We start from the raw sequence: 15,454 nt of genomic DNA on the forward strand, positions 1-15,454 counted from the left end.
CCCCGCCTGTTATCTGATCGAGACTGACCATGACTACTGCTGTAGAAAAGACCAACCTGTTGGGAATGCCCAAAGCCAAGCTGGAGGCATTCTTCGAGTCCATGGGGGAGAAGCGTTTCCGCGCCACCCAGGTACTGCAGTGGATTCATCAGCGTGGTGCGGACGACTTCGACCAGATGACCAACATGAGCAAGGCCCTGCGGGAAAAGCTGAAGGCCGTGGCGGAGATTCGTGGGCCGGAAGTGGTCTACGACGAAACCTCGAAGGACGGTACCCGTAAATGGGTCATGCGCATGGATTCCGGCAACAGCGTGGAGACCGTGCTGATTCCCGATGGTGAGCGGGGCACCCTGTGCGTTTCCTCCCAGATCGGCTGCAGCCTGGATTGCACCTTCTGTTCCACCGGCAAGCGGGGCTTCAACCGCAACCTGACCGCCGCCGAGATCATCGGCCAGGTGTGGGTGGCGCGCAAGGCCTTCATGCCCTTTGATCCCAACGCGGACCGGCCCATTACCAACGTGGTCATGATGGGCATGGGAGAGCCGTTGCTCAATTTCGACAACGTGGTCGACGCCATGAACCTGATGATGGAGGACCTGGCCTACGGTATCTCCAAGCGTCGGGTAACGGTGAGCACGTCGGGCGTGATCCCGGCACTGGACCGCCTGGGTGAGGTCAGTGATGTCTCCCTGGCGATCTCGTTGCATGCCCCCAACGATGAGCTGCGCAATCAACTGGTGCCGCTCAACAAGAAGTATCCGATTGCCGATCTGCTGGCGGCGACCCGCCGGTATCTGAGCGGGCTGCCCGACAAGCGCAAGGCTACCATCGAGTACACGGTGATCGAGAACATGAACGACCAGCCCGAGCATGCCCGGGAACTGGCCAAGGTGCTGCGGGGCCTGCCGTGCAAGATCAACCTGATTCCGTTCAACCCGTTTCCGGAAAGTGATTTCCGTCGGCCGAGCATGAACGCCACCCGTCGTTTCCAGAAAATTCTCAACGAAGCGGGCTACATCACAACCATTCGCACCACAAGAGGCGATGATATCGACGCCGCCTGCGGCCAGCTGGTTGGTCGCGTGGAGGACCGGACCCGGCGCAGTCAGCGTTATAATATTCCGGTCCAGCAGATGACGCCCTAATACTTGTTCAGGTTTCAGGAAAGCACCATGCCCACAGAGTTGTTGTTCCAAGGATTATCCGGTCGATTCCGAACGTTCCCGTCTGTGTGCGTGTTGGTGCTGATCAGCCTGCTTGCCGGCTGTGTTACGGTATCCGACAGTCGGTTTGCCCGTGAAGAGGACGAAGACAAGGCAGTGGACAGCTATGTGCAGCTGGCAACCGCCTACCTGTCCCGGGGCAACTACGACCGATCGCGCCGGCACCTGGAGCGGGCCCTCGAATTGCAGCCGGACAATGCAGCGGCACTGGCCACCCAGGGCCTGCTTTACCAGACCGAAGGCGAACCGGAACTGGCGGAAGAAGCCTACCGGAACGCCTTGCGAAGTGATTCCAGCTATACTCGCGGACGCGTCTTCTACGGGGCCTTCCTGTATGGCAATGAACGTTTTGAGGAAGCCCAGGAGCAGTTCCAGCTGGCCAGCCGGGATACCGGCTATGATGATCGCGCCTCGGTGTTCTACAACCTGGGCCGGGCCAGTGAACAGATGGGGGATACGGACGGTGCCGTTAAGGCCTATCGTCGTGCCCTGGAACTGGGCCGGGGGGATCCGCGCTGGATACTGGCGCTGTCCCGTTCCCTGGTGGCTAATGGCGACTACGCGGCGGCATCCCGTTATTACGGTCGCCTGCTGACCATGATGGAGCGCAATCCCAAGCTTGAGCATACTCCGGAAAGTCTGCTGGTGGGGATCCGGATTGCCCGGCACTCCGGCAACTATGACCAGGAATCCAGCCTGGCGCTGTTGCTGCGCAACCGTTTCCCGGATTCAGAGCAATACAGACAATACAAGGTACTAACGGCCGATGACAACGGATAACGCCAGCCAGGACGCCCGGCAGCCAACGGTAGGCGAGCGACTCCGGCAGGCCCGGGAAGTTGCCGGGCTGTCCGTGACTGAAGTGGCGAACAAGCAACATCTCAGGCCCGCTATTATCAGTGCCATTGAAAGCGGTGACTATGGCCGGATCGACAGCGAGCTGTTCCTCAAGGGCTATGTGCGTGCCTATGCGACCCATGTGGGCATTGACCCGGAAAGCGTGGTTCGACAACTGGACAGGGAGCTGGAACCCCTGAGGCAGGAGCAGAAGGCCCAGGTCGAGGCCAGTCCCCTGGTGGACATCGAGCGGCGTAAACGCCGCAAGCGCCGGATCGCGAAGGTGGTACTTATGCTGGTGGCGGCGGTTGTGGTGTTCTACGCCGGCTCCCTGTACCTGTCCGATGGCGATATGTCCGATCCTGCGATGGTGGAAGAGTCGGATGAGTCCATGACCGGATCCGGTGAGGACGTCCCGGAGTCACCGGCGCTGTCCGATGACGCCGGTGAAGAGGCTACTGCGCCATCGCCATCGATGAACGACGTAGGTTTGGAATCTTCATCCATCGGGCCAGGCGACAGTGACGACAGTCCTGTCAGTGGCGACGCCATGGGCCGGGAGGACATCCCGGAAGGCGACGAGCTGTCCGATGCCGCTGGTGGCACCGGGGCGGAGTCGGCATTGACCGGAGGCACCGTCGGCCAGGCCCCGGTTACGGAAGCCCCGTCGACTGAAGAATCGGTCAGTGAGCCTGAAACGCCGGCGGATACCGGTTCCGAACCGCTTGTTACCTCAGCTCCCCTGCCGGAGACGGAGCCCGCCACGCCCGTCGACACTGAGGGGCGGCTGGTGATGGAATTTTCGGCGGATTGCTGGGTCGAAGTCCAGGACAGTACCGGGCGTACCCTGGTTGCGGAGTTGCGCAGGGCCGGTGAAACCCTTGACGTGACCGGTGAGTCGCCGTTAAGGGTGGTGATCGGGGCGGTCAGCGCCGTGTCCGACCTGCGCTACAGTGGCGAAGCGGTGGACCTGGCCAGCCGACCGGCCCGGAACGACCGGCTGGTACTGAACCTGTCGGACTGACCGTCATACAGTCGACCCGGTGATCGGGTAGCCTGTTGCGTAGCGACTTTTTCATTCTTTCACATCGGTTTGACCGTTTATGAAGCTCGAATCTCCCATTAAAAGACGCAAGTCACGGCAGATCATGGTGGGTAATGTGCCTGTGGGCGGTGACGCCCCCATCGCGGTACAGAGCATGACCAATACGGAAACCTGCGACGTTGATGCCACCGTGGCCCAGATCGAAGCCCTGCAGCTGGCTGGCGCCGATATTGTGCGGGTGTCGGTGCCCTCCATGGACGCTGCTGAGGCATTCGGGAAAATCCGCCAGCGGGTGTCGCTGCCGCTGGTTGCCGATATTCACTTTGACCACAAGATTGCCCTGCGGGTAGCGGAGCTTGGTGTTGACTGTCTGCGCATCAACCCCGGCAATATAGGCCGTGAGGACCGGGTCAGCGCCGTTATCCAGGCGGCCCGTGACCGGGGCATTCCCATGCGCATTGGCGTCAACGCCGGCTCCCTGGGTAAAGACCTGCAGCGCAAGTATGGTGAGCCGACGGCGGATGCGCTGGTGGAATCGGCCATGCGCCACGTCGATATCCTGGACAGGTACGACTTCCAGGACTTCAAGGTGAGCCTGAAGGCGTCAGAAGTCTTCATGACGGTGGAAGCCTACCGCAAGATCGCCGATCAGATCGAACAGCCCCTGCATCTGGGGATTACCGAGGCAGGCGGCTTCCGGTCCGGTACGGTCAAATCGTCGGTGGGCCTGGGAATGCTGCTGATGGATGGTATCGGCGATACCATCCGGGTGTCCCTGGCGGCGGACCCGGTTCAGGAAGTCAAAGTCGGTTTCGACATCCTCAAGAGCCTGCGCCTGCGCAGCCATGGCATCAACTTCATTGCCTGCCCGAGCTGCTCCCGACAGAACTTCGACGTGATCCAGACCATGAACGATCTGGAAGCCCGCCTTGAAGATGTCAACGAGTCCCTGGACGTCGCCATTATCGGCTGCATTGTCAATGGGCCGGGTGAAGCCAAGGTGGCGGATCTGGGCCTGACCGGTGGTTCACCGAAAAACCTGTTCTATGCCGCTGGTAAACCCAACCAGAAACTGGACAATGCCAGCCTGACCGACGACCTGGAGCGGCTGATCCGCGAAGAGGTGTCCCGTCGCAAGGAACAGGAAGACTCGATTATCGCGAAATCCGGCCAGTAGCCAGGGCCTGGCCGGCGTCATAAACACGAATAAGGTTTTACTTTGGCTAAGATTCAGGCAATCCGCGGGATGAACGATATCCTGCCCGAGCAGACTCCGGTGTGGCAGTTTCTCGAATCCCGGGTGAGGGACGTACTCAGCGCCTACGGTTACCAGGAAATCCGTATGCCGGTGGTGGAACACACCGAGCTTTTCCGACGCTCCATTGGCGAGGTCACGGACATCGTCGAGAAGGAAATGTATACCTTCGATGACCGCAACGGGGACAGCCTGACGCTTAGGCCCGAAGGCACCGCCGGTTGCGTGCGCGCCGCCGAAGAGCATGGCCTGCTGTTCAACCAGAGCCGGCGCCTGTGGTACACCGGCCCCATGTTCCGCCATGAACGCCCGCAGAAGGGCCGCTACCGCCAGTTCCACCAGGTTGGTGTGGAATGTTTCGGTATGGATGGTCCGGATATCGATGCGGAGCTGCTGATCCTCACCGCACGGCTGTGGCAGTCCCTGGGACTGGCGGATCATGCCCGTCTGGAGATCAACAGCATTGGCACGTCCGAGGCCCGGGCCGAGTACCGTCAGGCACTGGTGGAGTACCTGGGAGACTATCGTTCCGACCTGGACCCGGACAGCCAGCGCCGGCTGCTGGTCAATCCCCTGCGCATCCTGGATTCCAAGAACACGGAAACCCAGCGGATCCTGGAGAATGCACCGGTACTGGATGATTACCTGGACGATGAATCCCGCGAGCACTTTGAACAGCTGACCGCCATGCTGGACGCGTCCGGCGTATCCTATACCGTGAACAACCGTCTGGTCCGGGGGCTCGACTACTACGGCAAGACCGTTTTCGAGTGGGTGACCGACAGTCTGGGGTCCCAGGGCACCATCTGCGCCGGGGGGCGCTACGACGGTCTGGTGGAACAACTGGGTGGCCGGCCTACCGCCGCCGTCGGTTTTGCCATGGGCATCGAGCGCCTGATCCTGCTGCTGGAGACCCTCGAGCTGGTCCCGGAAGACGTCAATGCCGATGCCGATATCTATGTGACCGCCATGGGCGACGCCGCCACCACCGAGGCTTTCCGGGTCAGCGAGATGCTGCGCTCGGAACTGCCGGGGCGCACCGTGGTGACCCACTGCGGGGGCGGCAGCTTCAAAAGCCAGATGAAAAAGGCCGATCGCAGCGGCGCCCGCGTGGCGGTCATCATTGGCGAGAACGAGATCAACGAGGGCATTGTCGGCCTCAAGTACCTCAGGGAAGACGGCGAGCAGGAGCAGGTACCCCGTGACCAGGCCGCTCGCCACCTGGCCAGCCGGCTGGGATTGGCCTGAACGTCGTCATAACCAACGAATCACATCATAAGTGCTGTCAGGATCCTGAGCGTTATCAAGATCCCAAGCACAACAGGAAAGGACATTCACAGGAGTCACCATGGCCGAAATGCGGACCGAAGAAGAACAGATCGAAGCCATCAAGCAATGGTGGAAGAAGAATGGCAGTTCGCTGCTGATCGGGGTCGGCCTGGCCCTGGCCATCGTGTTTGGCTGGCAGGCGTGGCAGAACCACCAGGCCAATGCCCAGGCCGAGGCTGCCGCTGATTTTGCCGAGCTCATGCGGCAGGCTCAGCAGGGCGGGGACACCGAGGAAGACCGCGAGTCCATTGCCTTCCTGGCCAACCAGGTACGCGAGGAGCACGGCGGCACCACCTATGCGGTTTACGCGATGCTGATCCTGGCCAACCAGCAGATGATGGCGGACCGTGATCCGGCTGCGGCGGCGGAGACCCTGCAATGGGCGCTGGAAAAGACCGGTAACAGCGAGGCCCTGTCACTGGTGGTGCGGACACGGCTGGCCCGGGCGCAGTATGGCGCCGGTCAGTACGACGACGCGTTGGCGACGGTGCGCGGCGCCAGCGATACCGGTGCCTTCGAAGGCATCCTGGCGGAACTGGAAGGGGATATCCTGATTGCCAGTGGCGATACCGATGCCGCCAGGGACGCCTATATCCGGGCTCGTGATGCCGGTGGCGAGGCCGGTATTGGACTGTTGCAGCGTAAACTGGACAGCCTGGGTATCGGGAGCGACGCCTGATGCCCATGAAGTTCCTGAATCCTGTGATGAACCCGCTGGTGGTACTGGCTGTTGCGTCGGCTCTGCTGGTGGGATGCAGTTCCACGGAGAACTTCGAGGAGCCGGATCCGGTACCCGAAGTGGTATCAACAGTAACCCTCGAACCCACATGGTCGCTGACCGTTGGCGAGGGATATGACGGGCAGTATCTCCACCTGGAGCCCACCATCATCGGGGGCAGCCTCTACGCGGTGTCCGCCGATGGCGAACTGATTGCCGTCGGCCCGGCCACCGGCGACGTGCGCTGGCGGCGTGAGCTGGAGCAGAGCATCATGGCGGGCGTGGGTGGCGACAGCCGCCATCTCTACCTGGTCACCGGCGATGCGGAACTGCTGGCCCTGGACCGGGACAGCGGCGATGAAATCTGGCGGCTGCGCATGCCCAACGAGGTCCTGGCGCCGCCCCAGTCCAACGGTAACCTGGTACTGACACAGACCATCGACGGCAAGGTGGTGGCGGCGGACGCTGCGAGCGGCGAGCGTCTCTGGCAGTACGACTCCCCGGCGCCGGCACTGTCGGTCCGGGATACCGGAGCACCGGTGGTTGGCGGGGAACTGGCCCTGGTCACGCTCGCCAATGGCCATGTGGTGGCCCTGTCCACCGCCAATGGCCAGCCCATCTGGCAATATACGGTGGGCGAGCCGAGCGGGCGCACCGAGCTTGAGCGGCTGGTGGATGTGACCGCCAAGCCAGTGATCGTCGAGGGTGCCGCACTGCTGGCCGGCTACCAGGGCAAGCTGGCGCTGGTGGAGATCCGCAACGGCCAGGAAATCTGGAGCCGCGCTACTTCCACCTTCCACAGCCCCGCCCTTGGGCCCCAGAGGGTCTTTATCGCCAAGGCCAATGGCGATGTGGTAGGCCTGGACGCCAGCACCCTGGAAGAGGTCTGGGTGCAGGATGCACTGTCCTGGCGGCGGTTGTCGGAGCCGGCCACGATTGGCGACATGCTGGTGGTGGGAGATTTCGAGGGCTACCTGCACATCCTGTCCCAGGACAATGGCCAGTTGCAGGGCCAGCTCGAGTTTGATGACGAAGGCATCCGCTCACCCATGCTGCGCTGGGAGGACCGCCTGATTGTCTATGGCAATGGTGGTCGCCTGGCGGTATTTACCCTTGAGGATCGGGACTGAGTCCCTTCACTATCCAGGCAGACACTGAATGACACCGGTAATCGCTCTGGTGGGCCGCCCCAATGTGGGCAAGTCCACCCTGTTCAACCAGATGACCCGATCCCGCGATGCGCTGGTGGCGGATTTCCCGGGCCTGACCCGCGACCGCAAGTACGGCGACGGTAACTATGAGGGTCGCCGCTTCATCGTTATTGATACCGGGGGCCTGACCGGTGACGAGGCGGGCCTGGATGCGGAGATGGCCCGCCAGTCCATGCAGGCGGTGGAAGAAGCCGACATTGTGCTGTTCTTGGTGGACGGCCGTGCCGGACTGACCGCCGGTGATGAAATGATCGCCGAGCACCTGCGCCGCACCGGCAAGCCGGCCCACCTGGTGGTCAACAAGACCGACGGCCAGGATCCGGATGTGGCTGCGTCCGACTTCTACACCCTGGGATTCGAATCCGTCTACCTGATCGCGGCGGCCCACAACCGGGGCATCCGGTCCATGCTGGAGCTGTTGCTGGGTGAGCTGGATGATGCCGGGGAAGACAGTGCCGACAAGTATCCGGGCATTCGCATTGGCGTCGTGGGCCGGCCCAACGTGGGCAAGTCCACCCTGGTCAATCGCCTCCTGGGGGAGGAGCGGGTGGTGGTCTACGACATGCCCGGCACCACCCGGGACAGTATCTACATTCCCTACGAACGCCAGGGCGAGGAATACACGCTGATCGACACCGCCGGCGTGAGGCGGCGCAAGAACGTCCGCGAGGTGGTGGAGAAGTTCTCCATTATCAAGACCCTCAAGGCGATCGAGGATGCCCACGTGGTGATCCTGGTGATTGACGCCCGGGAAGGGCTGGTGGACCAGGACCTGCATCTGATCGGTTTCGTGCTGGACGCGGGCCGCTCGCTGGTGATTGCCGTCAACAAGTGGGATGGCATGGACCCCGACGAGCGCAGCCGGGTGAAGGAGCAGGTGAGACGTCGCCTGGATTTCCTGGATTATGCCGACAAGCATTACATCTCGGCCCTGCATGGCTCCGGTGTGGGGCTGCTGTACGACTCCATTGGCGACTGCTACGAGTCGGCCATGGCCAAGTGGCCCACCAACCGCCTGACCGAGATCCTGCAGGACGCCGTATCCCAGCACCAGCCTCCCATGGTCCAGGGGCGCCGGATCAAGCTGCGTTATGCGCACCAGGGGGGCTCCAATCCACCGGTGGTGGTGGTCCACGGCAACCAGACCGACGCCTTGCCGGGGTCCTACAAGCGTTACCTGGAGAATACCTTCCGCAAGGTGCTCAAGGTGAATGGCTCGCCCATCCGTTTCGAGTTCCGTTCCGGCGAGAACCCCTATGCCAGCAAGGTGGATCGCCTGACCCCGAGGCAGAAGGTGAAGCGGGACAACGACCTCAAGCAGGGGCGGCGGGTGAAGAAGCCAAGGATGAAGAGCAAGAAGAAGTAAGCGGCATCAGAAGCAGCCGGAGCAAAAAGGCCAGGCACCCGAAAGGGGCCTGGCCTTTTTCGTCGGGCTCAGCTGTCGGTGGCGGCTTCCGCCTGGGCGGCCTGCACACCGGTCAGGGCAATGGTGAACACAATATCGTCCACCAGGGCACCCCGGGACAGGTCGTTCACCGGCTTCCTCAGACCCTGGAGCATGGGGCCGATACTCACCACGTTGGCACTGCGCTGCACCGCCTTGTAGGTGGTATTGCCGGTGTTCAGGTCCGGGAAGATGAACACGGTGGCCTTGCCCGCGACCGGGCTGTCCGGCGCCTTGCTCCTGCCCACGTCGGCAATGGCTGCCGCGTCGTATTGGAGGGGCCCGTCGATCACCAGATCCGGGCGTCGCTCCCGGGCAATGTCCGTGGCCTTCCGAACCTTGTCCACATCCGCGCCACTGCCGGAGCTACCGGTGCTGTAGCTGATCATGGCGACCACCGGTTCCACGCCAAAGGCTTTGGCGGAATCCGCGCTCTGGATGGCGATGTCCGCCAGTTCCTCGGCATTCGGGTCCGGGTTGATGGCACAGTCGCCATAGACCAGCACCTGCTCGGGCAGCAGCATGAAGAACACGGAGGACACCACCCTGGCATTGTCCGCCGTCTTGATCAGTTGCAAGGCAGGGCGAACGGTGTTGGCGGTGGTGTGTACCGCGCCGGACACCAGGCCATCGGCCTCACCCTGGGCCACCATCATGGTGCCCAGCACCACATTGTCCTCCAGCATGGCTTCCGCCATATCCGGAGCCAGACCCTTGTGCTTGCGGAGCTTCACCATGGGGTCCACATACCGGTGACGTACCTCGGCGGGGTTGATGATCTCCAGGTCCTCTGGCAGCGGCAGGCCCTGGGACTCCGCCACGGCCTCGATCTCCTCCCGTTCCCCCAGCAGGATGCAGTGGGCCAGTTCCCGCTGGGTGCAGATAATGGCCGCCTGCACGGTCCTCGGCTCGTTGCCTTCCGGCAGCACAATGCGCTTGCCGGCCTGCCGGGCCAATTGGGAGAGCTGGTGTCGGAAGGCGGGAGGAGATAGCCGCCGCAGCCTCTCCACCTTCAGGTGCTCCTGGAGCCAGTCGGCGTCCAGTCGTGAAGCCACGGCCTCCATGACCTTTTCGATCCGGTCCGGATCGTCCGCCGGCACCACGCCAGGCAGGTTGGCAAGCTCGTGGGCGGTTTCGTAGGTATTGGTGTCCGTTCTTAGCACGGGCAGGCCGGTGGCCAGCCCGCGACGGCAGAGGTCGATGGTCCGCTGGTCCGGCATCAGTCCGCCGGTGAGCAGCAGGCCCGCCAGGGGCACCCCGTTGAGGGCAGCCACGGCGGTTGCCAGCAGGATGTCCTCCCGGTCGCCCGGGGTCACGATCAGGGCGCCCGGCCTCAGGGTGTCCACCATGTTCGGAATGGTGCGGGCGCATACGGACACTTTTTGCACCCGGCGGGTGGTCATTTCCCCCTCGTGAAGGATGTCGGCGCCAAGGTCCCTGGCGATATCCGATATACGCGGTGCCAGTAGCTCCGGTTGCCAGGGGATACCCGCCAGCAGCCGCAGGCGGCCGGAACGGAAGATCTTGCAGTCCTTGCCGTAGTCCGGCGTTTCCACCGGCTCCCGGCGGTTGAAGGAGGGCAGCATGCCGGTCTGTTCGGGCTTGCCCAGCTTGTTGAGGACCACGCCGATGACATCCGGGTCCTCGGGATCGGCGAACAGCCGTGCGGAAAAGTCCAGCCATTCGTCCAGTTCCCGACAGTCACGGCCGTCGGGGGCGCAGACCAGGATCACCTCGGAGCCGAGATTGCGGGCCATCTCCACATTCATGCGGGCGGTGTAGGCCTCGCTGCGGTCGGGCACCAGGCCCTCCACGATGACCACGTCCACATCCCTGGCCACGCTTTGGAAGCGCCCGACCATGTCCTCCATGAACTCATCGGACTTGCCCCGGTTCAGCAGGTTCTGGGCCTCCTTGAGGGGAATCGGGTTGGGTGGATCCAGGTCGGAGCGGGCCCTGACGAAGGGCACGGAGAAATCCTCCCCGGACTGGTCGCCGGTGGACCGGGCCGGCTGGCTCACCGGCTTATAGAACCCGACCCGGACCCCGACCCGGTCCAGTGCCCGGAGCAGGCCCAGGCACACCGAGGTGAGGCCGCTGTTAAGTTCCGTGGGAGCGATAAACAGACTTTTTGCCATGGCAGCGGTCTTCCTTCGGTCAGTGGTTCGGGTCGGTGGTGGGCTGGTGCTCGTCGGACGCCAGGGCGAGGGCTTCCCGGGCAATCATGGCTTCTTCCCGGGTGGCAATGACCAGTATCGGGAAGCGGCTGTCATCGGCGGATACCCGCCCGTTCCGGGCCTGGCCATGGTTGCGGTTGCTGTCGGCATCCAGCCGGAAACCGGCCAGGGTAAGGTGCTCAACGGTCCGGGCCCGCACCTCGGCGCTGTTCTCACCGATGCCGCCGGTAAACACCAGGGCGTCCAGCCGGTCCAGGGACACCATCATGGCCCCGATGTAGCGGGCCAGCCGGAAACAGAACACCTCGAACGCGTCCCGGCAATGGTCGTCACCATCGTTGGCGGCCTTCAGCAGGTTGCGCATATCGCTGGTGCTACCGGATAGCCCCAGCAGACCACTCTCCCGGTTGAGGATGCGATTGGTTTCCTCCGGATCGATCCCCTTGTCCGCCAGGAAGTCGAACAGGCCCGGGTCCACATCGCCACTGCGGGTGCCCATGACCAGGCCTTCCAGGGGCGTCAGCCCCATGCTGGTGTCCACGCTACGACCGTCACGGATGGCCGTGATGCTGCAGCCGTTACCCAGGTGGGCGGAGATGATGGAGGTGTTGTCGGTGGTCCTGTCCAGTCGTCGGGCGGATTCCTCGGCCATATACTGGTGGCTGGTGCCGTGAAAGCCATAGCGGCGTACACCCCAGTCCTCATAGAAGCGCCGGGGAACCGGATAGAGCCAGGCGTGGCGGGGCAGGGTCTGGTGAAAGGCGGTATCAAACACGGCGACCTGAGGCACCCGGGGGAACAGCTCCCGTGTCGCTTCGATGCCGGCGAGATTCACCGGGTTATGGAGTGGGGCCAGGCTGGCGCAATCCTCGATGGCCCGGATAACATCGTCATCCAGCAGCACGGCCCGGTGGAATGCCTCGCCTCCGTGGACCACGCGATGACCGATGGCCAGTGGCGCCGTGCCCAGATGCCCCTGTTGTTGCAACCAGCGGATACTGTCCGTCAGGGCCTGGCGGTGATTCGCACCCTCAGGCAGGTTGATGGTGTCGTGCCCCTCGGGTACCAGTCGGGCACCCTGTTGGCCGATCCGCTCGGCCAGGGCGGATACCCGGAGTTCCCCGTTGCGGTCGAACAGGGCGATCTTGACCGAGGAACTGCCGCAGTTTATGACCAGAACCTGATCATCCATGTTGTCGATATCCTTGATTTGATTCATGTATACACGAGTACTGGAGTCAGGTTAGCTTACCGGCGACAGACCGCCCTGAACAGTGTTGGCAGGGAGGGCGGCGCTATCGGGTGCGTAACCAGGTCAGGAATTCGGCCTCCGGCAGGGGGCGACTGTAGAAATACCCCTGGGAAAAGTCACAGTTGTGGGCCTTCAGGAAGTTGGTCTGCGTCTCTTCCTCCACACCTTCGGCAACCACCGTGAGACCGAGACTGTGGGCCATGGTGATAATGGCACGGACCAGGGAGGAATTGTCACCGGACACCAGAACGTCGCCAATAAAGGACTTGTCGATCTTCAGGATATCGAACGGGTAACTCTTGAGATAGCTTAACGCCGAAAAGCCGGTGCCGAAGTCATCCACCGATAGCCGGAGACCGGCCCTGTCCAGCTCGTGGAGAATGGCGGCTGCCTCAATGCTGTTGTCCAGCAGCAGGCGCTCGGTGATCTCCAGCGCCACCCGTTCCGGCGGCATCTTGCTGTCGTTCAGGGCCTGCAAGGTGCAACTGACAAATTCCGGGTCCCGGAACTGTCGTGGCGAGACGTTGACGGCAATGGTCAGTTCCCGGCCGGTAGCCTCCTGCCAGCGCCGGGTGGCGGCGCAGGCCTGTTCCAGCACCCAGCGACCGATGGGGATGATCATGCCGGTTTCCTCGGCAAGGGGGATAAACCGGTCGGGCATGACCATGCCCATGACCGGATTGTTCCAGCGCAGCAGGGCCTCGGCGCCGGTCACCTCTCCGGAGACCGTATCGACGATAGGCTGGAACCAGAGTTCGAACTCGTCCAGTTCCAGGGCCCGCCGCATCCGTGACTCCATCTGCAGGCGTTCGTGGGACAGTTCCTTCATCTCCGGGGCGAAGCGTTCCCAGGCGCTCTTGCCCTTATGCTTGGCCTCGTACATGGCGGCATCGGCATTCTGGAGCAGGGTGCCGGTGTTATCGGAATCCGACGGGTAGATGGCGATGCCGATGCTGGTGGTGACAAACACTTCCTGTCCACCCAGCGAGAAGGGTGACCTGAATCCGCCGAGGATGCGTTCGGCCACCTGTTCGGCGCCGCTGGCATCCTTCAGCCCCGGCAGCAGCACCAGGAACTCGTCGCCGCCTAGGCGGGCCACGGTGCTGGTTCCCCGCAGGCAGGAGGAGATCCGTCGCGAGGCCTCCACCAGCAGACTGTCGCCGGCGTCGTGACCCATGGTGTCGTTGATATGCTTGAAGTTGTCCAGGTCCAGGAACATGACCCCGACCAGGCTATGTTCCCGCTGGGCCTGGGCCACGGCGAGTTTGAGGCGGTCCAGGGCCAGCATCCGGTTGGGCAGTCCGGTTAGGATGTCGTAGTTGGCCTGCCGCAGCAATTGCTGTTCATAGCGTTTGCGAATGCTGATGTCCTCGCCAATCACCAGGAAGTGGCTGATGCGACCGCTGTCGTCCTTGATCGGTGATACCACGATCTGTTCCCAGTATCGGTCACCGTTGCGCCGGACACTGTTCACTTCTCCCTGCCAGACGCCGACCCTCTGGACCTGGACGCGAATGATCTGCCAGAGACTCTGGCTGTCCCGGTGGGCACGGGCACCCAGGGAAAGCTCACCGGGACGATGCCCGAGCACCTGGTCGGCCGGATAGCCGGTGAGCTGGGTGAATTTGTGGTTGACGAACTCGATACGCCACTGTCGATCACAGATCATGACCGACGACGGGCTTTGTTCCACGGCCATGGACAGCTTGCGTATTTCCGCCTGGTCCCTTTGTCGTCGGTCCAGGTCTTCCCCCAGGCGTTCCCGCATCTGGTTAAACGCGTCGGTGACCTGGGCCAGTTCATCGGTGCGGTGCCGCTTGCTGTCGGAGCGCTCCAGGCGCAGGGGGCGGTCCAGGCTGTCCAGTGAGAAATGCCGGGCGTACCGGGCCATATGACTGAGGTGGCGGGTTACCATCTGGCGGAATATCCACACGATCAGTATGGAGGTCAGGAAAGTCTTGAGAAACTGGGTGGCCACGGTGATCCAGATCTTTTCTTCCAGTTCCCGGTAGGTGCGCTCCAGGGACGCGGTAACAGTCAGCTCGCCCAGTTCGGTCTGGACAGTACCGTTATGGGTGATGGTGAAGCGGTGTTCCCGGGTGGAGGCCTCGCGGTCCGGGTTTTCTCCCATGACCAGTTCAGAGTCCGGATAGATACGAAGGCGCAGGTGGACGATATCGGGCAGGGAGAGTATGCCTTCCATCTGCACTTCCAGCAGGTTGCGGTCCAGGGCCCAGAGACTGCGGGACAGGCTGGAGCGGTAGCCGTTTTCAACCACCTCGAAGCGTTCCTCGATGGCGGCCACATCCTTCTTGAAATCACTGTAGAGCTGTAAACCGGAGGCAACCAGCGTGAAGGCGGAACTGAACAGCAGGATATAGGCCAGCAGCCGGAACGACAGGGGCGAGCCGCGGCGGAACTGCTGAAGGCGCGAAATAAGTCTGAGCATCCCGTTTGTCTGAATGTCTTCCCGTATGCGATGTGGCAGGCCAGGGCGCTGGCGCCTTGTGGAGCCCTCATTGTGGGACAGGCGTCAGTTCCGGCCACGGCAGGCTGTTGTATAACCCCTGGAAAATATAGCAGCCGCGCCTCGGCCTTGTCCCCCGTTCATCGGGAAAATGTGTCGGCAACAGCACGAAACGGTGTGCTATTTCCGTTGATGCAGGTCAATACGGGCGTATCCGGGCGGGGGTAACCTGAACTCGTAACAGGATCCTGCGGTTATCGGGGATGATGAGGGGCTATAGAGGAGTAACGTGATGTATTGGGATGCCGTGGTTATTGCCGGAGTGGGAACGGTACTGCTGATGGTTGGCTTTATGGCGGCCGTCGGATGGTTTATTGTGCGGGATGCCAGGGTGAAAGCCGGGGTAAAGCAGAAGCCTCGCGGTCGTTAGCCGGTAATGAGTGGCGTCCCCTAGGGGGTTCGAACCCCTGTTGCCGCCGTGAAAGGGCGGAGTCCT

Annotated in this window: 12 protein-coding genes; 9 read left to right on the forward strand and 3 right to left on the reverse strand. The window is 62.5% G+C overall.

From position 1 onward, the window contains the following. The first annotated feature begins 29 nt into the window (after positions 1-29). From rlmN to der, 8 genes are all read left to right on the forward strand, one after another. Positions 30-1,145, forward strand: coding sequence for a 23S rRNA (adenine(2503)-C(2))-methyltransferase RlmN (gene rlmN, locus RO069_RS08930; protein ID WP_328186834.1), 1,116 nt, complete (start codon positions 30-32; stop codon positions 1,143-1,145). A gap of 96 nt (positions 1,146-1,241) precedes the next feature. After that, complete coding sequence (gene pilW, locus RO069_RS08935; protein WP_328186855.1) at positions 1,242-2,003, forward strand: type IV pilus biogenesis/stability protein PilW; 762 nt, start codon at positions 1,242-1,244, stop codon at positions 2,001-2,003. Next, positions 1,990-3,084 (forward strand): RodZ domain-containing protein, encoded by a 1,095-nt coding sequence (locus tag RO069_RS08940; RefSeq protein WP_328186835.1) that lies wholly within the window; start codon positions 1,990-1,992, stop codon positions 3,082-3,084. The genes pilW and RO069_RS08940 overlap by 14 nt, the downstream gene beginning before the upstream one ends. Before the next feature lie 79 nt (positions 3,085-3,163). Further along, positions 3,164-4,282 (forward strand): flavodoxin-dependent (E)-4-hydroxy-3-methylbut-2-enyl-diphosphate synthase, encoded by a 1,119-nt coding sequence (gene ispG, locus RO069_RS08945; RefSeq protein WP_328186837.1) that lies wholly within the window; start codon positions 3,164-3,166, stop codon positions 4,280-4,282. 42 nt (positions 4,283-4,324) lie between these two features. Then, on the forward strand, positions 4,325-5,608 hold the full coding sequence (hisS, locus tag RO069_RS08950) for a histidine--tRNA ligase (protein WP_328186839.1): 1,284 nt from the start codon (positions 4,325-4,327) through the stop codon (positions 5,606-5,608). Between the two features lie 100 nt (positions 5,609-5,708). Further along, on the forward strand, positions 5,709-6,368 hold the full coding sequence (locus RO069_RS08955; RefSeq protein ID WP_328186841.1) for a YfgM family protein: 660 nt from the start codon (positions 5,709-5,711) through the stop codon (positions 6,366-6,368). Then, entirely contained in the window at positions 6,368-7,537 is a 1,170-nt protein-coding gene (gene bamB, locus RO069_RS08960; RefSeq protein WP_442915355.1) for an outer membrane protein assembly factor BamB, read from the forward strand. The genes RO069_RS08955 and bamB overlap by 1 nt, the downstream gene beginning before the upstream one ends. Before the next feature lie 28 nt (positions 7,538-7,565). Next, entirely contained in the window at positions 7,566-8,984 is a 1,419-nt protein-coding gene (gene der / locus RO069_RS08965; RefSeq protein WP_328186843.1) for a ribosome biogenesis GTPase Der, read from the forward strand. Positions 8,985-9,052: 68 nt separating this feature from the next. Here der and pta read toward each other — a convergent pair whose 3' ends face one another. The 3 genes from pta to RO069_RS08980 all read right to left on the reverse strand — a co-directional run bounded on the left by pta (position 9,053) and on the right by RO069_RS08980 (position 14,940). Next, positions 9,053-11,200 carry a phosphate acetyltransferase gene (gene pta / locus RO069_RS08970; protein ID WP_328186844.1) on the reverse strand — a complete coding sequence of 716 codons (2,148 nt, stop codon included), beginning with the start codon at positions 11,198-11,200 and terminating at the stop codon, positions 9,053-9,055. Positions 11,201-11,219: 19 nt separating this feature from the next. Beyond that, positions 11,220-12,431 carry an acetate/propionate family kinase gene (locus tag RO069_RS08975; protein WP_328186845.1) on the reverse strand — a complete coding sequence of 404 codons (1,212 nt, stop codon included), beginning with the start codon at positions 12,429-12,431 and terminating at the stop codon, positions 11,220-11,222. 103 nt (positions 12,432-12,534) lie between these two features. Continuing rightward, complete coding sequence (locus RO069_RS08980; protein ID WP_328186847.1) at positions 12,535-14,940, reverse strand: bifunctional diguanylate cyclase/phosphodiesterase; 2,406 nt, start codon at positions 14,938-14,940, stop codon at positions 12,535-12,537. Positions 14,941-15,250: 310 nt separating this feature from the next. Here RO069_RS08980 and ccoM point away from each other — a divergent pair, with 310 nt between their 5' ends. Next, positions 15,251-15,388: a cytochrome c oxidase subunit CcoM gene (gene ccoM, locus RO069_RS08985; protein WP_328186849.1), complete on the forward strand. Its 138-nt coding sequence runs from the start codon at positions 15,251-15,253 to the stop codon at positions 15,386-15,388. The last annotated feature ends 66 nt before the right edge of the window (positions 15,389-15,454 follow it).

Source organism: Marinobacter sp. OP 3.4, from assembly GCF_036224885.1.
Lineage (GTDB): Bacteria > Pseudomonadota > Gammaproteobacteria > Pseudomonadales > Oleiphilaceae > Marinobacter.